Annotated in this window: 21 protein-coding genes; 15 read left to right on the forward strand and 6 right to left on the reverse strand. The window is 58.3% G+C overall.

The window, feature by feature from the left end; translation table 11 throughout:
* Positions 1–18: 18 nt before the first annotated feature.
* Positions 19–2,262: an FUSC family protein gene (locus tag JK213_RS05760; RefSeq protein WP_194262124.1), complete on the reverse strand. Its 2,244-nt coding sequence runs from the start codon at positions 2,260–2,262 to the stop codon at positions 19–21.
* 27 nt (positions 2,263–2,289) lie between these two features.
* The gene (locus JK213_RS05765) at positions 2,290–3,555 is read right to left on the reverse strand and encodes a UdgX family uracil-DNA binding protein (RefSeq protein ID WP_211571303.1); all 1,266 of its coding nucleotides are present in this window, start codon (positions 3,553–3,555) and stop codon (positions 2,290–2,292) included.
* 199 nt (positions 3,556–3,754) lie between these two features.
* Here JK213_RS05765 and JK213_RS05770 point away from each other — a divergent pair, with 199 nt between their 5' ends.
* From JK213_RS05770 to JK213_RS05780, 3 genes are read left to right on the forward strand one after another with little or no spacing between them, the layout of a single operon-like run.
* Positions 3,755–4,222 carry a MucR family transcriptional regulator gene (locus JK213_RS05770; RefSeq protein WP_194262122.1) on the forward strand — a complete coding sequence of 156 codons (468 nt, stop codon included), beginning with the start codon at positions 3,755–3,757 and terminating at the stop codon, positions 4,220–4,222.
* Positions 4,223–4,265: 43 nt separating this feature from the next.
* The gene (gene sppA / locus JK213_RS05775) at positions 4,266–5,210 is read left to right on the forward strand and encodes a signal peptide peptidase SppA (RefSeq protein WP_211571304.1); all 945 of its coding nucleotides are present in this window, start codon (positions 4,266–4,268) and stop codon (positions 5,208–5,210) included.
* Between the two features lie 40 nt (positions 5,211–5,250).
* The gene (locus tag JK213_RS05780) at positions 5,251–5,556 is read left to right on the forward strand and encodes an integration host factor subunit beta (protein ID WP_194262120.1); all 306 of its coding nucleotides are present in this window, start codon (positions 5,251–5,253) and stop codon (positions 5,554–5,556) included.
* Between the two features lie 448 nt (positions 5,557–6,004).
* On the opposite strand, the gene JK213_RS05785 is transcribed toward JK213_RS05780, so the two are convergent.
* On the reverse strand, positions 6,005–6,910 hold the full coding sequence (locus JK213_RS05785) for a LysR family transcriptional regulator (protein WP_099286563.1): 906 nt from the start codon (positions 6,908–6,910) through the stop codon (positions 6,005–6,007).
* A gap of 118 nt (positions 6,911–7,028) precedes the next feature.
* Positions 7,029–8,003: a thioredoxin-disulfide reductase gene (gene trxB, locus JK213_RS05790; RefSeq protein WP_194262119.1), complete on the reverse strand. Its 975-nt coding sequence runs from the start codon at positions 8,001–8,003 to the stop codon at positions 7,029–7,031.
* A 99-nt stretch (positions 8,004–8,102) separates the two neighbouring features.
* On the opposite strand from trxB, the gene JK213_RS05795 reads away from it, so the two are divergent.
* Genes JK213_RS05795 through JK213_RS05820 form a run of 6 tightly spaced genes read left to right on the forward strand, consistent with a single transcriptional unit; the run spans position 8,103 to position 15,173 of the window.
* A complete protein-coding gene (locus JK213_RS05795) occupies positions 8,103–8,585 on the forward strand; it encodes an Lrp/AsnC family transcriptional regulator (RefSeq protein WP_099286487.1) in 483 nt (160 codons plus the stop codon).
* A 12-nt stretch (positions 8,586–8,597) separates the two neighbouring features.
* A complete protein-coding gene (locus JK213_RS05800) occupies positions 8,598–9,704 on the forward strand; it encodes a glycosyltransferase family 2 protein (RefSeq protein WP_194262118.1) in 1,107 nt (368 codons plus the stop codon).
* A gap of 4 nt (positions 9,705–9,708) precedes the next feature.
* Positions 9,709–11,109 (forward strand): glycosyltransferase family 39 protein, encoded by a 1,401-nt coding sequence (locus tag JK213_RS05805; RefSeq protein ID WP_322783037.1) that lies wholly within the window; start codon positions 9,709–9,711, stop codon positions 11,107–11,109.
* Positions 11,110–11,159: 50 nt separating this feature from the next.
* On the forward strand, positions 11,160–12,110 hold the full coding sequence (locus JK213_RS05810) for a flagellar motor protein MotB (protein ID WP_194262116.1): 951 nt from the start codon (positions 11,160–11,162) through the stop codon (positions 12,108–12,110).
* Between the two features lie 26 nt (positions 12,111–12,136).
* The gene (motA, locus tag JK213_RS05815; protein ID WP_194262115.1) at positions 12,137–13,003 is read left to right on the forward strand and encodes a flagellar motor stator protein MotA; all 867 of its coding nucleotides are present in this window, start codon (positions 12,137–12,139) and stop codon (positions 13,001–13,003) included.
* 52 nt (positions 13,004–13,055) lie between these two features.
* On the forward strand, positions 13,056–15,173 hold the full coding sequence (locus JK213_RS05820) for a prolyl oligopeptidase family protein (protein ID WP_194262114.1): 2,118 nt from the start codon (positions 13,056–13,058) through the stop codon (positions 15,171–15,173).
* A gap of 116 nt (positions 15,174–15,289) precedes the next feature.
* Here JK213_RS05820 and rpsU read toward each other — a convergent pair whose 3' ends face one another.
* On the reverse strand, positions 15,290–15,493 hold the full coding sequence (rpsU, locus tag JK213_RS05825; protein WP_011251722.1) for a 30S ribosomal protein S21: 204 nt from the start codon (positions 15,491–15,493) through the stop codon (positions 15,290–15,292).
* A 201-nt stretch (positions 15,494–15,694) separates the two neighbouring features.
* On the opposite strand from rpsU, the gene def reads away from it, so the two are divergent.
* From def to JK213_RS05845, 4 genes are read left to right on the forward strand one after another with little or no spacing between them, the layout of a single operon-like run.
* Positions 15,695–16,207, forward strand: coding sequence for a peptide deformylase (def, locus tag JK213_RS05830; protein WP_211571305.1), 513 nt, complete (start codon positions 15,695–15,697; stop codon positions 16,205–16,207).
* Entirely contained in the window at positions 16,204–16,692 is a 489-nt protein-coding gene (locus tag JK213_RS05835) for a MarR family transcriptional regulator (RefSeq protein ID WP_194262112.1), read from the forward strand. Before def ends, JK213_RS05835 begins: the two co-directional genes overlap by 4 nt.
* Positions 16,689–17,387, forward strand: a complete 699-nt coding sequence (locus JK213_RS05840; protein ID WP_194262111.1) for a response regulator — start codon at positions 16,689–16,691, stop codon at positions 17,385–17,387. Before JK213_RS05835 ends, JK213_RS05840 begins: the two co-directional genes overlap by 4 nt.
* On the forward strand, positions 17,365–18,759 hold the full coding sequence (locus tag JK213_RS05845) for an ATP-binding protein (protein WP_194262110.1): 1,395 nt from the start codon (positions 17,365–17,367) through the stop codon (positions 18,757–18,759). Before JK213_RS05840 ends, JK213_RS05845 begins: the two co-directional genes overlap by 23 nt.
* 16 nt (positions 18,760–18,775) lie before the next feature.
* Here JK213_RS05845 and JK213_RS05850 read toward each other — a convergent pair whose 3' ends face one another.
* Entirely contained in the window at positions 18,776–19,348 is a 573-nt protein-coding gene (locus tag JK213_RS05850) for an outer membrane protein assembly factor BamE (protein ID WP_194262109.1), read from the reverse strand.
* 107 nt (positions 19,349–19,455) lie between these two features.
* On the opposite strand from JK213_RS05850, the gene JK213_RS05855 reads away from it, so the two are divergent.
* Both JK213_RS05855 and rpmF read left to right on the forward strand, forming a co-directional pair.
* The gene (locus tag JK213_RS05855; protein ID WP_099286476.1) at positions 19,456–20,037 is read left to right on the forward strand and encodes a DUF177 domain-containing protein; all 582 of its coding nucleotides are present in this window, start codon (positions 19,456–19,458) and stop codon (positions 20,035–20,037) included.
* A gap of 153 nt (positions 20,038–20,190) precedes the next feature.
* Entirely contained in the window at positions 20,191–20,403 is a 213-nt protein-coding gene (gene rpmF / locus JK213_RS05860) for a 50S ribosomal protein L32 (protein ID WP_062026921.1), read from the forward strand.
* Positions 20,404–20,441 lie beyond the last annotated feature (38 nt).

Genomic DNA, 20,441 nt, shown 5'->3' on the forward strand with positions numbered 1-20,441 from the left:
CTCTCTTTGGAAAACTGCTCAGCTCTGTCCGGAGTTGAGCAGTCGGCTGTTTCTTTCGCCCCGGAAGGGTTTGCTGGCATCAAGGAAATCTTCGTTCGTCCGCATGGTATGGGCAATCACGACCAGATAGGTGATGGCGCGTGTGAGCTCAAGGCGCGTTACCAGGTCCGTTTCCTGGGCATCGAGAACGCGGAGCCGTCGTACGGCGGCTTCTGCGATGCGGGCGGCTTTGTCGTGTCTGCGGGTTGATTCTTCAACATAATGCAGAACAAGCAGGATTGGCCGTCTTGCGCTTTCGGGCAGATACTCGCGATCCAGCAAGGCGCGTAGACGGATGACATTTAGCCCAAGAGTCAATGTGGCCAGCGTTCCGAGGATGCAGGCTTCGATCAGCGGGGCAGGGGTTGGGCCTGCATGACGGATCAGGCGGGCAAAGCGGTCCGTATTGCGACCGATCCATACGCTGATGCGCGGTGTGAAGCCCGGATGGGCCAAGTGTTGCAGCTCACCCAGCATGACGCGGCGGAGGCGGAGGCGCTCGGCATCGCTGCTGAAGGGGAGGACGCTTCGGAAAACGATTACGCTGACGGCGACCGCAAGAACAGTCGCCATGTTGCCATTATAAAAGGCAAGTTCGTTCATGACATGATGGTTTTCCAGACCAAGCATGGCCGGAAGCAGAAGCCCGTAGGCTGCTGAGCCGCCCGCAGTGGCCGGGTTACCCTTGGCCAGTCCGCCCAGAAACATGGCGGGCCCCAGAAAAAGGGTCAGGGTCTCGAATGTCGTGACTTTCGGCATCAGAACGAAGACCAGAAACCAAGCGACGATATAGGCTGCCACGGCGCCTTTGAGGAATTCCGTAGTGCCAAGAACGGGATTTTCTTTGGTGGCAAAAAGCCCGCAGACCAGTGTTGTAATGGCGATGAAGCCAAGGCCGTTCGGCCAGGCCGTCACTTCATAAATATAGGCGGTGATCAGAACCGCGCAGGCTCCACGCAGGCCGTTATGCACGGCTTCACGGGTGTCGCGATGGGTTTCGAGCTGGAAGTGGAAGTGATCGCCTTTGATGCGGTGCGTGCTGGCTTCGTATTCCTTGATAGCCTGTTCCAGATCGCCCAGAAGCTCACCCAGCGAGACGAAAAGCACGCGCTCGTCCAGTCTGTCGTCCAGCGTCTCCGGGCTGGCGTCGATCGCATCAAAGGGTTCATGCCCGGGGATCGGCTCAAGATCAGGACGAATGTCGGTTTCGCGATGCGGTGCAGCGTAGAGACGGCAGACATCCCGAAAATGCTGTAAATCCGCGAGAAGGGCAGGGACGGAATTCTGGTCGGGCAGGCGCTGTGGAAACTGCTTCAGAAAAGCCAGGATTTCGTCTGCGGTTTTGGTAAAGGCGGGGTGGTTATGGTTGAGCACCTGAAGGCGCATGGCCATTCCGAAGCCGCGTGACAGCAGGGCTGAAACGGCGGCGAGGGCTGCGCGTGCATGATCGCCTTCATGGCCGTGCGGTCCCATTTCGACTTCGGCAAATTCGATCTGGTCATTGATGGTGAGGATCGTACCGAACTGACGCCGGGCCGCGTTCAGCGCGCCGCGCTCTTCTCCCAGAAGGCTGCACAATGTTGTCGTAACGAGAACCAGTGCCGATTCAAGTTTCTGTCTGAGCTGCGCGCGGGCATGCCGTTCCTGACTGGTGGCAAAAATCAGCCCCATGAAGGCTTCACACAACACACCGAGCACAATGTAAGTGCCGCGCGACATCGCGACCATGAAAATATTGTCGGGATTGGACGCCGCGCCCATGCAGATGATGGAACAGGTATATCCTGCAAGAACAAGGGCATAGGAGCGGAAGTTGCTAACGAATGTTGCAAAACCGCTGCACAGGCCGATCCATAATGCGATCATGGGGAAGAACAGCCATGGCGCCTGCGGGGCAAGCGCCATGATGGTGATGGCGGCAACACCGCCACTGATGGTGCCGACGATACGCCATTTGGCCTTGGACTGGCTTTCACCCCGGCTGGTCTGCGCGACGGCCCAGACGGTCATGGCGGCCCATGCCGGGTCGTCCAGTTCCATCCAGAAGGCAATCCCGATCGCGAGACAGGCTGCAATGGTGTTGCGTAGGGCAAACGTGACGGATGAAGCGCTGGGAGCGTACAGCCACGAGAGAAAAGGACGTGCCCGCGGCCGCAGCGGTGCAGGCCGTGTGGTCGTATTATCCGGAGTCGGTTGTCCCGAGGAGATGGTGCTGCCACTCATTGCCCGGGTTTCTTAGCCCTAACGGCATTATCCGGCGAGAGTGGAAATCGCCATTCTGAGATCGTTTACAAATTTTGTATATTCGCGTGCCTTCGACTCCTCATCGGGCAGGCGCAGTAGATAAGACGGATGTACGGTTACCAGACCGATACTGCCGTCCTCGAGAGGAATAGGCCTCGAGCGCTCACGCGACACTGTAACCGAGCGTCCCAGAACAGCACTGGCCGCTGTAACGCCCAGCATGACCGTCACTTCGGGAGACAGAACCCTGCGCTCTGTTGCAAGCCACGGTGTGCAGGCGTTGATTTCAGGTGCATCGGGTTTTTGATGGATGCGGCGATGTCCTTTTGGAGTGAATTTGAAATGCTTGACGGCATTGGTGATCCACATCTCTGCACGACTGCCGCCGGCCTCTCGCAGAGCACGGTCAAACAGTTGTCCTGCTGGTCCAACAAAGGGGCGTCCGTGAAGATCTTCCTGATCTCCGGGCTGCTCGCCAATGAAGATGATTCGGGCTTTGGGGTTACCTTCTCCGGAAACGGTTCGCGTCGCGAGCTTGCACAATTCGCACATCTGGCAGTCGATCGCCTGAGCGCGCAGACTGGCGAGTGAAAAAGAAGATTCAATCTTTCCGGGGGTAGGATGGAGTCGTACCGGCGCAATTCCGTCCCAGTAGGCGTTTCCGCGGCCAGCGGTAGCGAGCTCGCGTGCAGTTTCGATCACCTCTGATGGAGGCAGTTCATTGCCTGTGAAACCCGGTCCAAAGCGATATTCCCGACCGTCCCAGAGCAGTGTTCGATCAGGCGCCATCACGATCCACGGTGTGGGTCGTAGGTTTGACAGTGCGTCTGCCTGACTGTCGATCAGGGCCGCAGTATGAGAGGTATGCAGGATCTGCCATTCCGGATTGCTGGCGTCGGGCATCTGGCAGCGCAGGTCGAGTGCTTTTTTCCGAGTTTCCATAGCGATGCTGCGGAGGCGCTCGCTCACTTCATCTGGCACCGGCATACCGTCGCGTAAAGTCTGAAGCGTGAGGTATAACAGGTGTAGCCTGTCAGGGGCATCGGAAACAAAAACAGCGGGAAAAATCGCGGCAAGAGCGCGAGGAAGGCTGGCGGTCGACGGGGCTGTAGGAAGAGGCCGCGTGGCAGAGATGCCGTAAAGGGACGGTGGGGCTTCCACGATCCATTGTATTGATTCGGTCGAAACTTTGTCATGAAGCAGTTTGCGCGCCCATGCACGCCAGCCGGAAAAATCACTTGTTGTTGAAAGCGTGACGGTTTCACGGATCATGTCGTCATTCCAGTTGTCAGGCGCAACACAGGATACATTTGTAAGCGCATAGAGTTATTTTTGTTTGCGGGTTATTTTGATATGGTGATAATCATGGGCGGGAAAAGGAATACGTCAAATATTTCCATGCCGCATTTACCTGACCCTTTACAGGCGTTAAGGAACTGAAAATTCATTCGAATGGATAGGATGAGATATTATGTCTGAAAGCACTTCCAATACAGGACTCTTAGAGCTTACGGCTAGAATCGTTGCTGCCCAGGCGTCTCGCGGAACTCTCGAAGCTGAAGCCCTGCCAGCCCTGATCCGTCAGGTTTATGACGCGCTGTCAAAGGCTGGCGTTCCCGAAGAGGCGCCGCAGCCCGAGCGTCCGCAGCCTGCTGTCCCCGTCAAGCGCTCCGTTTTTCCTGATTACATCATCTGTCTTGAAGACGGCAAAAAGCTGAAGATGCTCAAGCGCCATCTTCAGAGCGCCTATGACATGACGCCGGAACAGTACCGTGAGCGCTGGGGCCTGCCGGCGGATTATCCTCTGGTGGCTCCGAACTACGCCCAGCGTCGTTCTGCCCTGGCGCGTGAGATCGGTCTGGGTCGGAAGATCAGTGCGGCAAGCGGAGAGGGCAAGAAAGAGTCTACCCGCGCCCGTCGCACCAAAAAAGAAGACTGATTTTCTTTGACCGCGTCCGGAAAGCAGGAGCAGAATTCCCGTTATGAGTGCTGAACTGAATCTTTTTCTGACACGTCAGTTAAAGCATCGGCAATTACTCTTCTGGCGGGTGGGAGCGCTCGTTGCGTTCTGCGGCGCGGTTGTCATTTCCATGATGGGCCATCGTGGGTCTGTTGGGCCGAATTTCAGCCACAGACCGCATATCGTCCGTCTTGCCATCAACGGCGTCGTGCAGAACGACGTTTCACAGATCGTCCGTGCTCTGAAACAGGCCCAGACGGCACCGGATGTGACCGGGCTCCTTCTGGTTGTGGACAGTCCGGGTGGAGGCGTTACAGGCGGCGAAAGGCTTCATGATGCAGTCAAGCGCTTCGCCGCGGTCAAGCCGGTTTCTGTTTCAATGGGAGATATGGGAGCATCTGCGGCCTATATGCTCTCTGTACCGGCGCAGCATATCGTTGCCTTGCCTTCAACGCTGACCGGATCGATCGGGGTTATTTTTCAGCGTCCTGATGTTTCGGTTGGGCTTGGGCGTCTGGGAATCGGCGTGGATGCCATTACATCCGGTGCCATGAAAGATCAGACCGACCCGACCAGTGCTCTCACTCCTGAAGGACGTCAGATGCTTCAGGGTATCGTCAACGATCTGTTTGCTCAATTCGTGTCGATGGTTGCGGACGGCCGTCATCTGACGGAAGAAAAAGTCCGGAGCATGGCCGATGGGCGTGCCTATACGGGGCGGCAGGCCATTGCACTCGGGCTTGTCGATGAACTCGGGGACGAAGATGCGGCGCGTCTGTGGCTCAGAAAACGGTTGAATATCGGGACGTTGTCCTATCCGGTTATGCCGTTGATGCCAGAACGCTCCAGACGCTGGTATGAATGGCCCGGCAAGAAGGCGCTTCTGACAGGGTTGCTGGGAGGAAGTTTCTCCACCGCTCTCGACCGTGAAGGCCTTGACGGAGCCGTTGCGATTTTGCAACTCTGATGGCCTGTTTCAGAAGGCGGAGTCAGGTGGAACAACTGTCATGACTCGATCCGAACTTATCGCCGAACTGGCGGAAGCATATCCGCACCTTCTCACCCGCGATATAGAACGTATCGTCCACGCGGTCTTTGACGAGATCGGTTCTGCACTTGCGCGCGGGGATCGTGTGGAACTGCGTGGTTTTGGGGCATTTCTCCCCCGTGAACGTGCAGCTCGGACAGGGCGAAATCCCCGGACGGGCGATATCGTGCCTGTTGAGGAAAAGAGCGTCCCGTTCTTCAAGGTGGGCAAGGAACTCAGGGAGCGCGTTAACCAGCGCCTGTCATCGTCAAAATCCGGGAACTGATACTATTGTGGCTAAGGCGCATCAGCTGTGCTGCAAGATGATGGCCGTGTCTGGTCAACGCTGGTTCAGCAGATCGTTTTTGCGATATCATGAGCGCATGAAGCCTGTTCCGCATTTTCTGGTGATTTCTGTCTGGGTGATGGGCTTGTCTTCTGGGGCTTTGCTTGCGATCCCCTCGACAGCATGGGCTCATGATTTCCCGAAACCGGTCGGGAACTCTCTGGCTCGCCATGGCAAAAAAGCACACTCACCGCAGGCAGCAGCCTGCTACCGGATGGCATCAGGTGTCATCGTGCTCGAGCAGATGCCCAACAATGCGCATCGCCTCGGACGGGGCAGTGGATTTGCGCCGATTGGGGAGGCGGTCTTCCGATCCAGCAATCGGCCTCATGCTTGTCCCTCGACACATGGTCGCAGGGGGTAGGAGGCGTAAAAGCCTCCCGGTTTCTTATCCCTGTTCCTGCCCTTTGAGGTTGCTGATTTCGGAAAGAAGAAAGTCCCGGAAGACCGCGATCCGCTTTGATGTTCGCAATTCTTCAGGGTAGACGAAATAGGCTTCCACCAAGGGCACCTGCTGGTTCGGCAATATCCTGACAAGATCAGGATAGCCTGCTGCGGCATAGAGGGGCAGGGAGCCGATGCCGGTTCCGGCTGCAATCGCATTCGCGACCGCCGAGATATTGTTGATGGCCAGACGACGGCTGCCTTGGCGTGCAACACCTTCCTGACGCAGAAGATCCAGCAACCAGTTCACATTAGGCAGTGGCAGGTGCCAGCCTGCAAAGCTGATGATCTGATGATTGGCCAGATCTTCGATAGAGTGTGGTGTCCCATGGCGCTCAAGATAGGCGGCGCTTGCATAAATCGGCATGGGGAAATTGGCGAGATGACGCTGCACCAGATCGGGTTGTGTGGGTGGGTGTAGCCGGATGGCGACATCTGCCTCACGCATGCCCAAATCCAGATCCGCATCTTCAAGCAGAAGTGTGACTTCAATGTCGGGATGCAGTTCCAGAAAACGGTTCAGACGTGGAGAGAGCCATGACAGGCCGAAGCCCGTTGTCGTGGTAATCTTGATCTTTCCTGCAGCCCGCTCCTTGCTTTCGCTTAGGAAAGCCTGGGTCAGAGCCAGTTTGGAGAAGACCTCCCGGACCGTACGGTTCAGGACATCGCCCTGTTCCGTCAGGATCAGCCCGCGCGCATGCCGATGGAACAGCGGCACGCGCAGGACGTCTTCAAGCGCGGAAATCTGCCGGGAAACTGCCGACTGGCTCAGTCCCAGCCGGTCACCGGCATGGGTAAAGGAACCGGCTTCCGCCACGGCATGAAAAATCCGCAGCTTGTCCCAGTCCATCTGGTTTTCTCCCCGTTCGCCAAGGCGACGGTCCTCGTCCTTTTTACCCATACGTCCCGGCGTTATCCGTCAAGATATGTCGTTGAAAGGACGAAATTGTCTGAAGCACGCGCGAGGGTCAAGTTTTTGTCATGGCAGGTATGCCAGAAAGATATCGTTCGGCTTCCAGAGCGGCCATGCAGCCTGTTCCGGCCGCTGTGACGGCCTGCCGGAAAATGCGATCCTGAATGTCGCCTGCCGCAAACACGCCTTTGACGGATGTTTCGGTTCCGCCGCTTTCCGTCAGAATATATCCGTCGCTGTCACAGGCCACCTCATGCAGGAAAGGCCCAGTATTCGGCGTATGGCCGATGGCGACGAAAACTCCGTCGACATTCAGTTTGGACGGCGCGCCTGTCTGGGTATCTTTCAGTGCGATCCCGCAAACCACTTCCGGCTCGCCTGAGCCCAGAACCTCTTCGACGGCCTTGTTCCAGTGAACTTCGATCTTCGGGTTGGAGAACAGACGTTCCTGAAGGATACGCTCGGCCCTCAGGCTGTCCCGACGATGGATCAGATGAACCTTGTCCGCGTGGTGCGTCAGATACAGCGCTTCCTCGACGGCCGTATTGCCGCCACCGATCACGGCCACCGTCTTGCCACGATAGAAGAAGCCATCGCAGGTCGCGCAGGCAGAGACGCCGCCGCGCTGGAGACGCTTTTCCGATTCGAGGCCGAGCCACCGGGCCTGTGCGCCCGTAGCGATCACGACAGTCCGGGCCCGGAACTCGTCTCCCGAATCTCCGACCAGCCGGAAATACCCATCCGGCCCGGGGCCTTTTTTCAGATCGGCCTGAACGATCAGGTCATAAATCAGGCGCGTTCCGACATGCTCGGCCTGCGCGCGCATCTGCTCCATCAGCCAGGGGCCCTGAACAGGAGTCGCAAAGCCGGGATAGTTTTCAACATCCGTCGTGATGGTCAGCTGGCCGCCGGGCTGCATTCCGGTCACGAGAATCGGCTTAAGACTTGCGCGGGCCGCGTAGATTGCCGCCGTGTAGCCAGCAGGGCCAGCGCCCACAACCAGCAGATCCGTATGATGGATTTCGGGCATGATTGGTCCTCAAATGATATCAGGCCCCTTCATATAGGGACTTCGGACGCATGTGCCATCTTTGCGGATCATGTCGGCTGACATATACGTCAGATTGAAATGAACGCTTCTTCGCACTCCGCACCGATTGAACTGGACGCCATCGACCGGCAGATCATTGCCGAACTCCAGGCCGATGGACGCATGACCAACGTGGAACTTGCCCGTCGTACCGGCATTTCCGCGCCTCCCTGCCTGAGGCGGGTCCGACGGCTGGAAGAGCTGGGAATCGTTAAGGGATATCACGCCGAAGTGGATGCTGCCCTGCTGGGGTGGTCCCTGAATTTCTATGCCCTGATTGGCCTCGACAGCCAAAAGGGGAGTGTTCTTGAGGCTTTCGAAGCTCAGGTCGGTGCATGGCCCGAAACGCGCGAATGTCACATGATCCGGGGCGGCGGAGATTTTCTCGTCCGTCTGGTCGCCCGTGATGCTGCCCATCAGAATGCCCTGACACGCCTGCTGACCGACAGTCCGCATGTGGTTCGCGTCCAGACTCTCCAGACCATCCATACGAGCCGCGATCTTGCCGGCGTGCCGATCTGACCGGCTGAACCCATGACCGCTTCCCGGTTGCTGTCTCTTCCGGCCGAACTGAGCGTCATTGTTCCCTGCTACAACGAGGTGTCCAATGTGGCGCCGATGGTTGCGGCGCTTGAAGGTGCGCTTGAGGGCAGGGCGTGGGAAGTCATTTTTGTTGATGATAATTCACCGGATGGAACGGCCAATGAGGTTTCGCGGCTTGCGCGGCTGGACCCACGGGTCCGGCTGGTGCGCCGCGTTGGCCGTCGGGGGCTGTCTTCTGCCGTAATCGAAGGCATTCTGTCGTCCAGCGCTCCTCTGGTCGCGGTGATGGACGGCGATCTGCAACATGATGAATCCGTTCTGCGGACCATGCTTGTTGAATTACAGAAGGGTGCCGAACTGGTCGTGGCCAGCCGCCATGTCGAGGGTGGCGATAGTGGTGGACTGGCCGGGCGTTGGAGGCATCTGCTTTCGGATGCGGGCATCAGGGCCGCGCAGGCCGTCATGCCGCATCCGCTGAGCGATCCGATGAGCGGTTTTTTCGCCATACGCCGGGATCTTTTTGAATCGCTGTTGCCGCGCCTGTCCGGGACGGGCTTCAAGATTTTACTCGATCTGGTGATGTCCGCTCCCAAAACTGTCCGGATTGTCGAGGTGCCATTCGTCTTCCGCCCGCGCCTTGCAGGCGAGAGCAAGCTTGATGTCGTGGTACTGCTTCAGTTTGCGACCATGGTGCTCGACAAGCTGACGCATGGCTGGCTGCCGACCCGCTTCATGGCCTTCGCGCTGGTCGGGCTTATTGGTGTGGTCGTGAATGTCAGCGTCCTGGATCTGGCAGGCGCATGCGGCCTGAGTTTTTCCTGGGCACAACTCGCCGGAACCGCTGTCGCTATTTTGACAAATTTTCTGCTGAACAACCGCTTCACCTACCATGATCGTCGTCTCAAGGGTCACAAGCTCTGGCGAGGATTGGCTGTCTTCGTCGCGGTCTGTTCGCTGGGGGCCGTCGCCAATATCGGCATTGCCCGGATGATGCTGGATAGTGCGGGTCATGGTCACTGGGACCGCTCGTCTGCGGCGGGGGCCGTCGTTGGTGTGGTCTGGAACTATGCGGTGTCTTCCACGCTGGTCTGGCGCTGAGACCGTGGGTGACAATACGCGAAATATCCGGCTCTTCTGGGGGCTTCTTGCGGGCCTGACGATTATCCGTGTGTATCTTGCAGCCAGTGTGTCACTAACGCCGGACGAAGCGTATTACTGGGTCTGGTCGCGCAATCTTCAGCTCGGCTATCTGGACCATCCGTTCATGGTGGCCCTGTGGATCCGTGTTGGAACATGGATCGTCGGGGATACGACGCTGGGTGTCCGTCTGCTGGGTCCCCTGTCTGTCCTACCGGGAAGCTGGGCGCTGTACCATGCGGCGCGGCGGCTGTTACCGGGGTCTCCGTGGCCGGAATCGGGGCTCAGGGCCGCGCTTTTGCTCAATGCTACCCTGATGCTCGGCCTGGGTGCTGCGACGATGACGCCCGATACGCCGCTGCTGTTCTTCATTACGCTGTTTCTCTACACACTCAGCCGCGCAATCGATCCCGAACTGACCGCACGCGCTGCTCTTCCGTGGTGGATCGGATCGGGCCTTCTGCTGGGACTGGCGTTTGATTCAAAATATACCGCCATCCTGATCGGTCTTGGACTGGGAGGGGCGGTTCTCACGACGAAACGCCTGCGTCAGCAGCCCGGTCCCTGGCTGGCTCTTTCGGGGCTGTTTGTGGCGATGTCGCCTGTCATTGTGTGGAATGCGACGCATCACTGGGCCAGCTTTATCAGGCAGGGAGGACGAACGGGTGACTGGCATCCGGCACGGGCGCTTCAATTCATGGGCGAACTGATCGGCGGACAGATCGGACTTGCCACGCCGCTTGTTTTTATCCTGTTTGTGGTCGGGCTTTGGGTATGTGTCAGGCGTAACAGGCTGCTGGCATGGCTGGCTCTGGTGCCGACGGCCGTGTTTGTCGCCCATGCTTTCGGAGACCGCGTGCAGCCAAATTGGCCTGCCGTCATCTATCCGGTGCTTGCTATCGCCGCACTTGAAGCCGGATGGCGCATCCGCTGGCCTGTGATCAGTGGGCTGGTCATCACCATGATCGTTTGCATTCAGGCAATATTTTCGCCGCTTCATCTCGTCCCGCATCGCGACCCGGTGTTGCGTCTGACCGGAGGATGGGATGAATTTGCCCGCAATGTTGCCGTGCAGGCAAAGGCGCAGGGCGCGACGGCTCTGGCTGCCGAAGATTATGGTCTGGCCTCCCGTCTGGCATTTACGCAGAATATTCTTCCCGTTATCGGAACGGACCCGCGCTGGCATCTTTTCCGCCTTTCTGCGACAGCGGCGGCGAAAACGGTCATGATTGAAGAACAGAGGCATGGCGGGGAAGGGCAGAAAGCTGCAATATCCTGCCGTGAAGTCAGGGGGCAGGCTATCCGCTGTTACATTCTGCATGAGCCGGATTTTGTCACAGGCGTGCGGCTGCCGGAGCGTTCTTAAACCTCTCCTTAAGAACTTGCCTGTCATACTGAGACCACTCAGGAGGCGGGATGTCCAACCAGAACGGCAAAGCAGCACGAAAGATCATCATCAAACGTTTTGACGTTGTTGAAGGTGGTCATCACGGCGGGGCATGGAAAATCGCCTACGCCGATTTCGTAACGGCCATGATGGCGTTCTTTCTGGTCATGTGGCTCATTAACGCCACGACGGAAGAGCAGCGAAAGGGTATCGCCAACTTCTTCAATCCGATGGCAGTCTGGAAAGATATGCCGCCACCCGTGGATAATGTCCTGCCTGCGGCTCCCGAGCCTGTTTCCCTGGAAACAAAAGCCGTCGCCTTGAAACCGGGAAAGGACCAGTACGGAAAACCGGTGCAGGGAGGGGCTTCGGGCGCACAAATGGCCAGAGATCAGAGCACGTCCAGCCCTCATACGGCTCAGATCGTGGTTCTTCATGACAATCAGATCCAGCCCGGCGAGCCGCCTGTCACGTCTTCTCCCCGGAACGCAGACCAGAAGGCCGAACAGGCTGCCAGAATGGCTGCGGCCCAGAAAATTCAGGCTCTGATCAGTAATGCGCCGGAACTGGCCGATGTCCGCTCGCAGGTCTCTGTTTCCACGGGCGATGATGGCCTTCATATCCAGATCGCAGATTCCGACCATCAACCGATGTTCGCTTTGGGCAAGTCTACTCCTGATGCCCATGCAGTTCAGTTGATCAAGGCGATCGTGCCCTACCTCGAAAAACTGCACGGCAAGCTCTCCATCGCCGGTTACACGGACGCAGCACCCTACCGTCCCGGACAGATGAGCAACTGGAGCCTGTCGAGTGCAAGAGCGGTCGCCGTACGGGATCTGGTGGTTCAGAACGGCTTTCCGGATGGGCGCCTGAAATCCGTCAGCGGATATGCCGATCGGAACCTGTTTGACCCCACCCAGCCTCTCAATCCGCGGAACCGTCGCATCGTTCTGGTGCTGTCGCCCGATATTTCTCAATAAATTCAGGTCAGTCAGGAAGTTTTCGGATGTTCATCATTATCGGTCTGCTTGTTGTTCTGGGCTGTGTTTTCGGATCGTTCGTGGCATCCGGCGGGGCCATTGGCCCTCTCGTCTCCTCAATGCCTTTTGAGCTTCTGACCATTCTGGGGGCTGCCGTCGGAACCTTTCTGATGGCCAATTCCATCGCGGCCGTGAAGCACCTGCCGGGTGGTCTGAAGAAGGCCATGAAAGGCTCGCAGTATGTCCGGTCAGACTATGTCGACCTTCTGAGTCTGCTGTTCCATATTTCGAAGCTGGCCTCTTCAAAAGGGTTCATGGCGCTTGAATCCCATATCGAAGACCCGCAGGGCAGTACGGTGTTCGGTGCTTTTCCGAAAATCCGGGACAATTCCCATGTTTGTTCGTTCATCTGCGATTACCTGCGTATGGCGGGTATGAACGCCACCGATCCGTATCAGATGGATGAGGTGATGGGGAATGAACTCAAGAAAAACATGCGGGAGGAAATGCATCTTTCCCATGCCCTTCAGTCCATTGCCGATGCGCTGCCCGCACTTGGGATCGTGGCGGCCGTTCTGGGTGTGATCAAGACCATGGCGTCCATCAGCAAGCCGCCCATCATTCTGGGTGAAATGATTGCAGGTGCTCTGGTCGGAACATTCCTTGGTATTCTTCTGGCTTATGGAATTGTCGCACCAATTGCCAGTCGGCTGGGGGGCGTAGTGGAGGAAGAATCCTCTTATCTTGATCTCGTGCGATCCGTGATTGTGGCGCATCTTCAGGGCAATGCGCCTCAGGTCAGTGTCGAAATCGGCCGCAAAAGCATCCCGTCCGATCTGATGCCGAGCTTTCAGGAAGTGGAAGAAGCAGTCAGCGCAGCAGCTGTGGCCTGATTGTCCGGATGTCTTTACGATGCCGATATTGTCGGTATCGTAAAGGCGTTCCATGTCTCCTGTTCTTGCGAGAGCACTTTGTCTGTCTCTCTCCATTCTGCCTCTGGCAGCCTATGCGGGTCCATCTTCTCTTCCGTCGCCTGCCGAATTAAGTCAGACGGATGGTGCCAGGGCGCTGGAATGGGTGCGGGCACAAAACGCCCACACAGAAGCGACGCTCACTTCTGATCCCCGCTACAAGCCTCTCTATCAGAAAATCCTGACGGCCCAGCAGTCCCCCGCACGTCTTGCGCTTCCGACGCAGCAGGGTGGAGAAATCTGGAACTTCTGGCAGGATGAACATCATACACGCGGGATATGGCGCAGCACGTCCACCTCCTCCTTCCAGTCCGGCCATCCGCAATGGAAAACGCGTTTCGATCTTGATGCTTTGGCGCGCAATGAGCATGCCAACTGGGTCATGGAAGGCCTGTATTGTCTCAGCCCACAAGACCGGTTCTGTCTCATGTCGCTGTCACAGGCGGGAGAAGACGCTCATGTGGTCCGGGAATACGACACGCAGACAGATACTTTTGTAAAAGACGGCTTTGATCTTCCTTCCGGAAAGCAGACGGCCATCTGGGTTGATGCCAATACACTTCTGGTCTCGCGGGACTGGGGGACGGGCAATGCCGGGCTGACGCATTCGGGCTACCCCTATTCGGTTCGGCTTTTGCATCGTGGGCAGAAGCTGGATCGGGCCGTCGAAGTCTATCGCGGTCAGATCACGGATATGGATGTGGCACCTGAGCGCTTGCGTGATGAAAAAGGCCACGAAGTCTTTCTGATCAGCCGCCATCGGGATTTTTTTCACACGGAAGTCAGTCTGTTTGATCCTGCCACGCAGACGCTGACCCGGCTGCCTCTGCCAGAAAAATATGACAGCCTATCCTATCTGGATGGCCAACTGGTTCTGCATCTCTTGCAGGACTGGACGGTATCCGGTCAGACATTTCACGCCGATGGCATTGTCGCGCTGGACCTGAAAAATTCTGCCGCGCCTCAGCTCATCCTGTCGCCGACATCCCGTCAGACGGTCGGGGATGGGATGGGTGATGCTCTGGCGGTGACAAAAGATGGTCTGGTGGTTGTTCTGTATGACAACGTCCAGCCTGTCCTGAAGCTCTTTCGCCGGGCCGCGACTGGGGCATGGACGTCGCGGTCCATTGATCTCCCAAAGAATATGGCCGCAGAAATCGTTTCGTCCGATCCTGGCCTGTCGCAGGCCTATCTTCAGCTTGAAGGCTTCATTCAGGCGCCGCAGATCTGGAGCCTGAATACGACAGCTCAGACCGCTCAGCCTCTGTATCGCCAGCCCGATCTGTTCGATGCATCCAATCTGGCTGTCGAACAGATGTCGGCGACCAGCACGGATGGGACGGCCATTCCCTATTTCATTGTGCATGCCAAGGATTGGCAGAAAGACGGGGCCCGTCCGACGCTGATGACGGCCTATGGTGGTTTCGGACTCTCCTATTTGCCGGTCTATCATCCCGATCTTGGGATCACGTGGTTTGACCGTGGTGGCGTTTACGTCATGGCCAATATCCGTGGCGGCGGAGAATTTGGCCCGGCATGGCATGATGTCGCGCGTCGGGAAGGGCGGCAGAAGGCTTATGACGACTTTGCAGCCGTTGCCCGGGATCTGACGGCGCGCCATATCACATCGCCACGGCATCTGGGGCTGCGGGGGCGGTCCAATGGTGGTCTGCTGGCGGGGGTGGAGTTCACCCAGCATCCGGAGCTGTGGAATGCCGCCATCATCGGCGTGCCGCTTCTGGATATGATGAATTACGAGCAGATGGCGGCCGGGGCGTCTTGGGCGGCCGAGTATGGCAGCGTCTCGGAGCCGGGGCCGCGCGCTTTCTGGGAGAAGATGTCGCCTTTGCAGAACCTGAAGACGGGCGTGTCCTATCCGGAGCCGTTTATTTTCACCTCAACGCGTGATGACCGGGTCGGTCCGATCCATGCGCGTCGTTTCGCGGCGCGGCTGGAAAGCCTTAAGTTGCCCTTCCTGTATTATGAAGACGTGGAAGGCGGCCATGCGGGTACGGTCAATGCGGCGGAAGTCGCGCATGAGCGGGCTCTGGAAGCCATCTATCTCAGTCACCGCCTGATGGACGCGCAGTAAGCTGTGCGTCTCCCCTGTCCGCAGATGGCGGGCAGGGGAGCAGGAGAATTTTAGGCATAAAAAAAGCCGCGCTCCCGAAGGAGGCGGCTTTTTTTCCGTTCGGAGGACGGGAAGGCTTAGAAGCCTTCACGCTCCAGACGCTTACGCTCCATCTTGCGGGCGCGACGAACAGCTTCAGCTGCTTCGCGGGCGCGCTTCTCGGAGGGCTTTTCGAAGTGGCGACGCAGCTTCATTTCACGAAACACGCCTTCGCGCTGCATCTTCTTCTTGAGCGCCTTAAGCGCCTGGTCAACATTGTTGTCACGAACGAGAACCTGCACGGTGCCGTCAACTCCTTATGGGCCCGCTCTTCAGCGCCACCCGTGATATGGCAATCCAACTAAGGATGGTGCCCTTAACACATCTTTTGCGGGGAACGCAATTCATTCGGCCATGCTTGAATGGATTCTTCGCAAAGCGCACTCTGCGGCGTGCATGTGCGTTCCATCCGATGCAACGCCTGTCTGAAGAAAGAGGATTTCATGGCCCTGCTCAAGATTGCCCGGATGGGCAACCCCGTCCTGCATCAGGTGGCACGGGCCGTTTCCGACCCGAAAGCCCCGGAAATCCAGTCTCTTATCGCAGACATGATGGAAACGATGGCCGATGCGCGCGGGGCAGGGCTGGCAGCACCTCAGGTTCATCAGCCCTTGCGGATGTTCGTCTATCACGTTCCTGCAAGCCGCGTGGCGACTCCCGAGGAGGCCTTGCTGCCCCGCGTTCTCATCAATCCCGAAATCACGCCTCTGGGTGAAGAGATGATGACTTGCACCGAAGGGTGCCTGTCGATTCCGGGACTACGGGCTGATGTGCCGCGCTATGCTGCCGTGCGCTACGCGGGGTTGGATCAGGACGGTGTGCTCGTCGAAGGCGAGGCGACGGGGTTTCATGCCAATGTTCTGCAGCACGAAAACGACCATTTGAACGGCATTCTCTATCCGCAGCGCATCATTGACTTCGATCGCTTCGGATATGTGGAGGAAACCCTCCGGTGACGGCCCGATCCATGGACATCCCGTCATCCGCGACGGCGCATCTCTATCTGCGGGAAGACCGGATCCGTCAGTCTTATGAGGCCATGATGCTGGCCTGGCGGACACTCAACGCCGACTGCGAGAGTCTTCTGCGCGAGAAAGAACTGGGGCCGGCACATCACCGCATTCTTTTCCTGGCCGCCGCACATCCGGGGATTACCCCCACTGCGCTTTTGAACAGTCTTGGCATTACCAAACAGTCTCTGGGTCGCGCTCTGGGCGATCTTCGGGATCGCAAACTGCTTGTACAGGAAGAAGACCGCCATGATCGTCGCAGACGTCCCCTGCGCCTGACGGAAGCCGGGGAGGCTCTTGAACGCGAACTGTTCCTTATGATCCGCGAAGTGATGACCCGGGCCTATCGTGAGGCGGGCATGACGGCTGTGGAAGGGTTTCGCCGCGTCCTGACCCCCCTTCAGAGACCAGTTGGGAGTTCTGCGCCATGAGCGACGAGCATATTCTGGTCGTTGATGACGATCCGCGCCTTTTGCGGCTGCTTCAGCGTTACCTGTCCGAGAACGGTTATCGGGTGAGCACGGCCCTGGATGCTCTGGCGGCCCGCGACGTTCTGCAACGGATTCAGCCCGATGCACTCGTTCTCGACGTGACCATGCCAGGCGAGGACGGTCTGTCCCTGACCAACAGTCTGCGCAGAGATGGTCTGTCACTTCCCATTCTGCTCCTGACGGCGCGGGGGGAGCCTGCGGACCGGATCGGGGGGCTTGAAGCCGGTGCGGACGACTATCTGGGCAAACCATTCGAGCCGCGTGAGCTTCTGCTCCGTCTGCGGGCCCATCTCCGACGTGTGGTGCCTACGTTGCCGGTAGTGGACGAAGTTCCCGACATCCTGCGGCTGGGAGAGCTGGAATTCGACGTCAAACGCGGCCTGCTTAGCGGTCCTCAGGGAGCAGTGCATCTGACGGGAGGAGAATCCGCGCTTCTGGGCGTTCTCACCAGTCAGCCGGGAACGGTTCTGTCGCGTGAAGCCATCGCCAAGGCGCTGGAAATGGACGAAATTGGCGAACGCGCCGTCGATGTTCAGGTCACGCGTTTGCGTCGGCGGATCGAGGTCGATCCCAAGGAACCCCGTTTCCTTCATACCGTGCGGGGCAAAGGTTATGTTCTCAAACCGGGACGCTGATCCAACGGTTGAGCGGGACGAGTCCTGGCAGAAGCTGGACCGTCCGTTAAGGCGTATTCTGCCGCGCTCCCTCATGGGGCGGTCGATGCTGATCGTTCTCATTCCCCTGCTGGTGACGCAGGCGATCGCGCTGGGCCTGTTTTACGGAACCTATCTGAACGTCGTCTCCCGCCGCCTCTCAGACGGCGTGACGGGCGAGATCTCGCTTGTCGTGGCCATGATCGAGCACGCATCATCCGCAGCGGAACAGGAGCTCATCCTGCAGGATGCGTCTTCGCGGACCCAACTGGGTTTTTCATTTCATCCTGCCGAAAAACTCTCCCGGTACGGCACCAATCATGTGCTTGGCCCAATGGATGACGATTTTGCCCGCTCGATCCGGCAGAATCTTGGTCAAGCCTATGATGTGGACTGGTCTGAAGCGCCCCAGACGGTCCGTGCCTCGATCCAGCTTCCGCAGGGTGTGATGGTGGTGATGGTGCCGGTGAAACGCCTGAATATCGGGCCGATCTGGCTGTTCGTGGTCTGGGCCGTCAGCAGTTCCATTCTCCTGTTCCTGATCGCCGGGCTGTTCATGCGCAATCAGGTGCGCGCCATCCGCCGTTTGGGCCGTGCTGCCGAATTGTTCGGAATGGGAAGGGATGCAGGGCCGATCCGCCCTCAGGGCGCGCGGGAGGTGCGACAGGCTGCTGTTGCGTTCAATCGCATGCAGGCGAGGGTGAACCGCTTTGTGGCGCAACGTACGGCTGTTCTGGCGGGTGTTTCGCATGATTTGCGAACGCCCCTGACCCGACTGCGCCTGACAGTTGCCATGATCCCGACCTTCGGCCCGATCCGTGCCGAGAGCCTCAAGCCGGATCTGGCGGATATGGTCGCGGATATCGAGGACATGGAACGTCTGATCGGCAGCTATCTGTCATTCGCGCGTGGAGAAGGGGCCGAGGAGCCCGTTCTGACCGACCTGAGAGGCATGCTGGATGATGTCGCGGCTGCCACGCTGCGTGCGGGAGGGCAGGTTCTGGGCGTTGAGGGTCGGGAAGGTGTTGAAGCTGTGGTCCGGCCTGATGCATTGCGCCGCGTTCTGACGAATCTGGCAGAAAATGCCCGCCGTCATGGCGGAGCGATGCGGTTCTCCCTGCGCGAAGGAGAGCGGACTATCGAAATTGCTGTGGAGGATAATGGTCCCGGTCTGTCCGCCAGCCGCCGGGCTGCCATTTCGGAACTGAATGGCACGAGTGTCAGTCAGGATGGGCAAAGCGGAGGTCTGGGTCTGACGATTGTGCGGGACATCATTCACGCCCATGGCGGGTCCATCCGCTTGACGGACAGCCCGTTGGGAGGTTTGGGCGTTCTGCTCAACCTCCCGAAATAATCAGGTTTCCAGAAACTTAGGGCAGCGAGTTGCCAGCGCCACCATTGCCGGTGCCCTGACCGCCCATCGGTCCGGTGCTTCCGCCGAACTGGCTGCTCATGCCGCTCATCGGGTTGTAGCGGCCGACATTGCCCAGCAGTTCCTGCAGAATGGACGAACTGGTGCCTGGCGTCGGCGTTTTTGCGCCCACCATGCCGACATACATCGCGTTCTTCTTGTTGAGTGTGTCCACTTTGCGCAGGATGCCGCCATTATCGAAGTTCAGCACCACGACTTCCTGCTTTTTAACGCTCGGGAATGTTAGCGGCGTAGGGGACGTGATCATGGAAACGTAGATCCAGGTATTGTCGTCGAAGGTCGCGTGCGCCGTCGGTGAGCCCAGCAGATCGAGAACGTCCGTGCGGGTGCTTGTTCCGGGTACGAGCTGTGCGTAATCGGTCTTTTCGATCAGGGAGCCGCGCGGCTCGGGAATCGGGGAAAAGAACGAGCATCCGCCGAGCATCAGCGGAACACATGCCACTCCAGCCTGCGCGAAACGGCGAAGGCGGCGTGTTCTGCTTTGGGGCGTCGGGGAAGATGCGTTATTCATGGATCCGGAAACTATCCTGTGCAAGAGAACCGCTCCACTGAGCGCGTGCCCGAATGGCGCCTGCATGTCAACGATTTCCCCCATAATCCGGGGGCTGGAGTGCCTGAATGTCCCATTCTCCTGAATTTTCCCGACGTATTCTCTTCAACCGGCTGGGATCGGGACTGGACGAGACGATCGAGGCAACGCCCGCAGAGCGGGCAGCCCTCGCGGCTCGTCTGGGTATCCCCGAGATTGAAACCCTGACCTGCCGTTTCCGTCTGACGCCATCGACCAACCGAAGCGTTCTGGCGGAAGGGCATCTTGCCGCAAAGCTTACGCAGGTCTGCGTTATCACCTCAGAACCCTTCAAGGATGTTCTGGCCGAAACCTTCTTTTTAAAATTCATCCCTGCGGAAGAGATGCCGGAAGATGAGTTCGATATCGATTCCATTGATCTGGACGGTCCGGACGAGGTTCCGCATGACGGAAAGGCCCTTGATATCGGCGAGGCTGCAGCGGAACAGCTTGCCCTGATGCTGGACCCCTATCCTCGTAAACCCGGCGTCGGTCTGGAAAATGCGGTTGACGTGGCGCCCGCAGAAGGGGAAGAAGGGGCTGAGTTGTCTGGCGAAGGACCGGATGGTCCACGCCGTCCCAATCCGTTTTCAGCACTTTCCGCGCTGAAGAACGGGGACAGGAAAGAATAAAATCCTACGTCTGACTTGCGGGTTTCTTCAGGCTCTGCTAGAGCCGCCCGCCTGAACTCGACGTAAATACGAGACGACGAACAACAGGGCACCGGATGCCGCGGGGAGCGGAGCAGGGGTGCCGACACAGAAGCAGAAAGAGGCATAAAAGCCATGGCCGTCCCTAAAAGAAAGACTACGCCGTCCCGTCGTGGCATGCGTCGCAGCCACGACGCCCTGACCGTCGAGGCGCACGCAGAGTGCTCGAACTGTGGCGAACTGAAGCGCCCGCACCACGTTTGCAGCCATTGCGGTCACTATGACGGCCGTGAAGTGGTCGCTGCTGGCAACAGCGGCAAGGGCCTGAAGACCGCCGTCCGCGCCTGATCCCTATCTGCGGGGCCGTGCCTCCCAGGAGCACTGCC

This window comes from Gluconobacter sp. Dm-44 (genome assembly GCF_018256175.1).
Lineage (GTDB): Bacteria > Pseudomonadota > Alphaproteobacteria > Acetobacterales > Acetobacteraceae > Gluconobacter > Gluconobacter cadivus.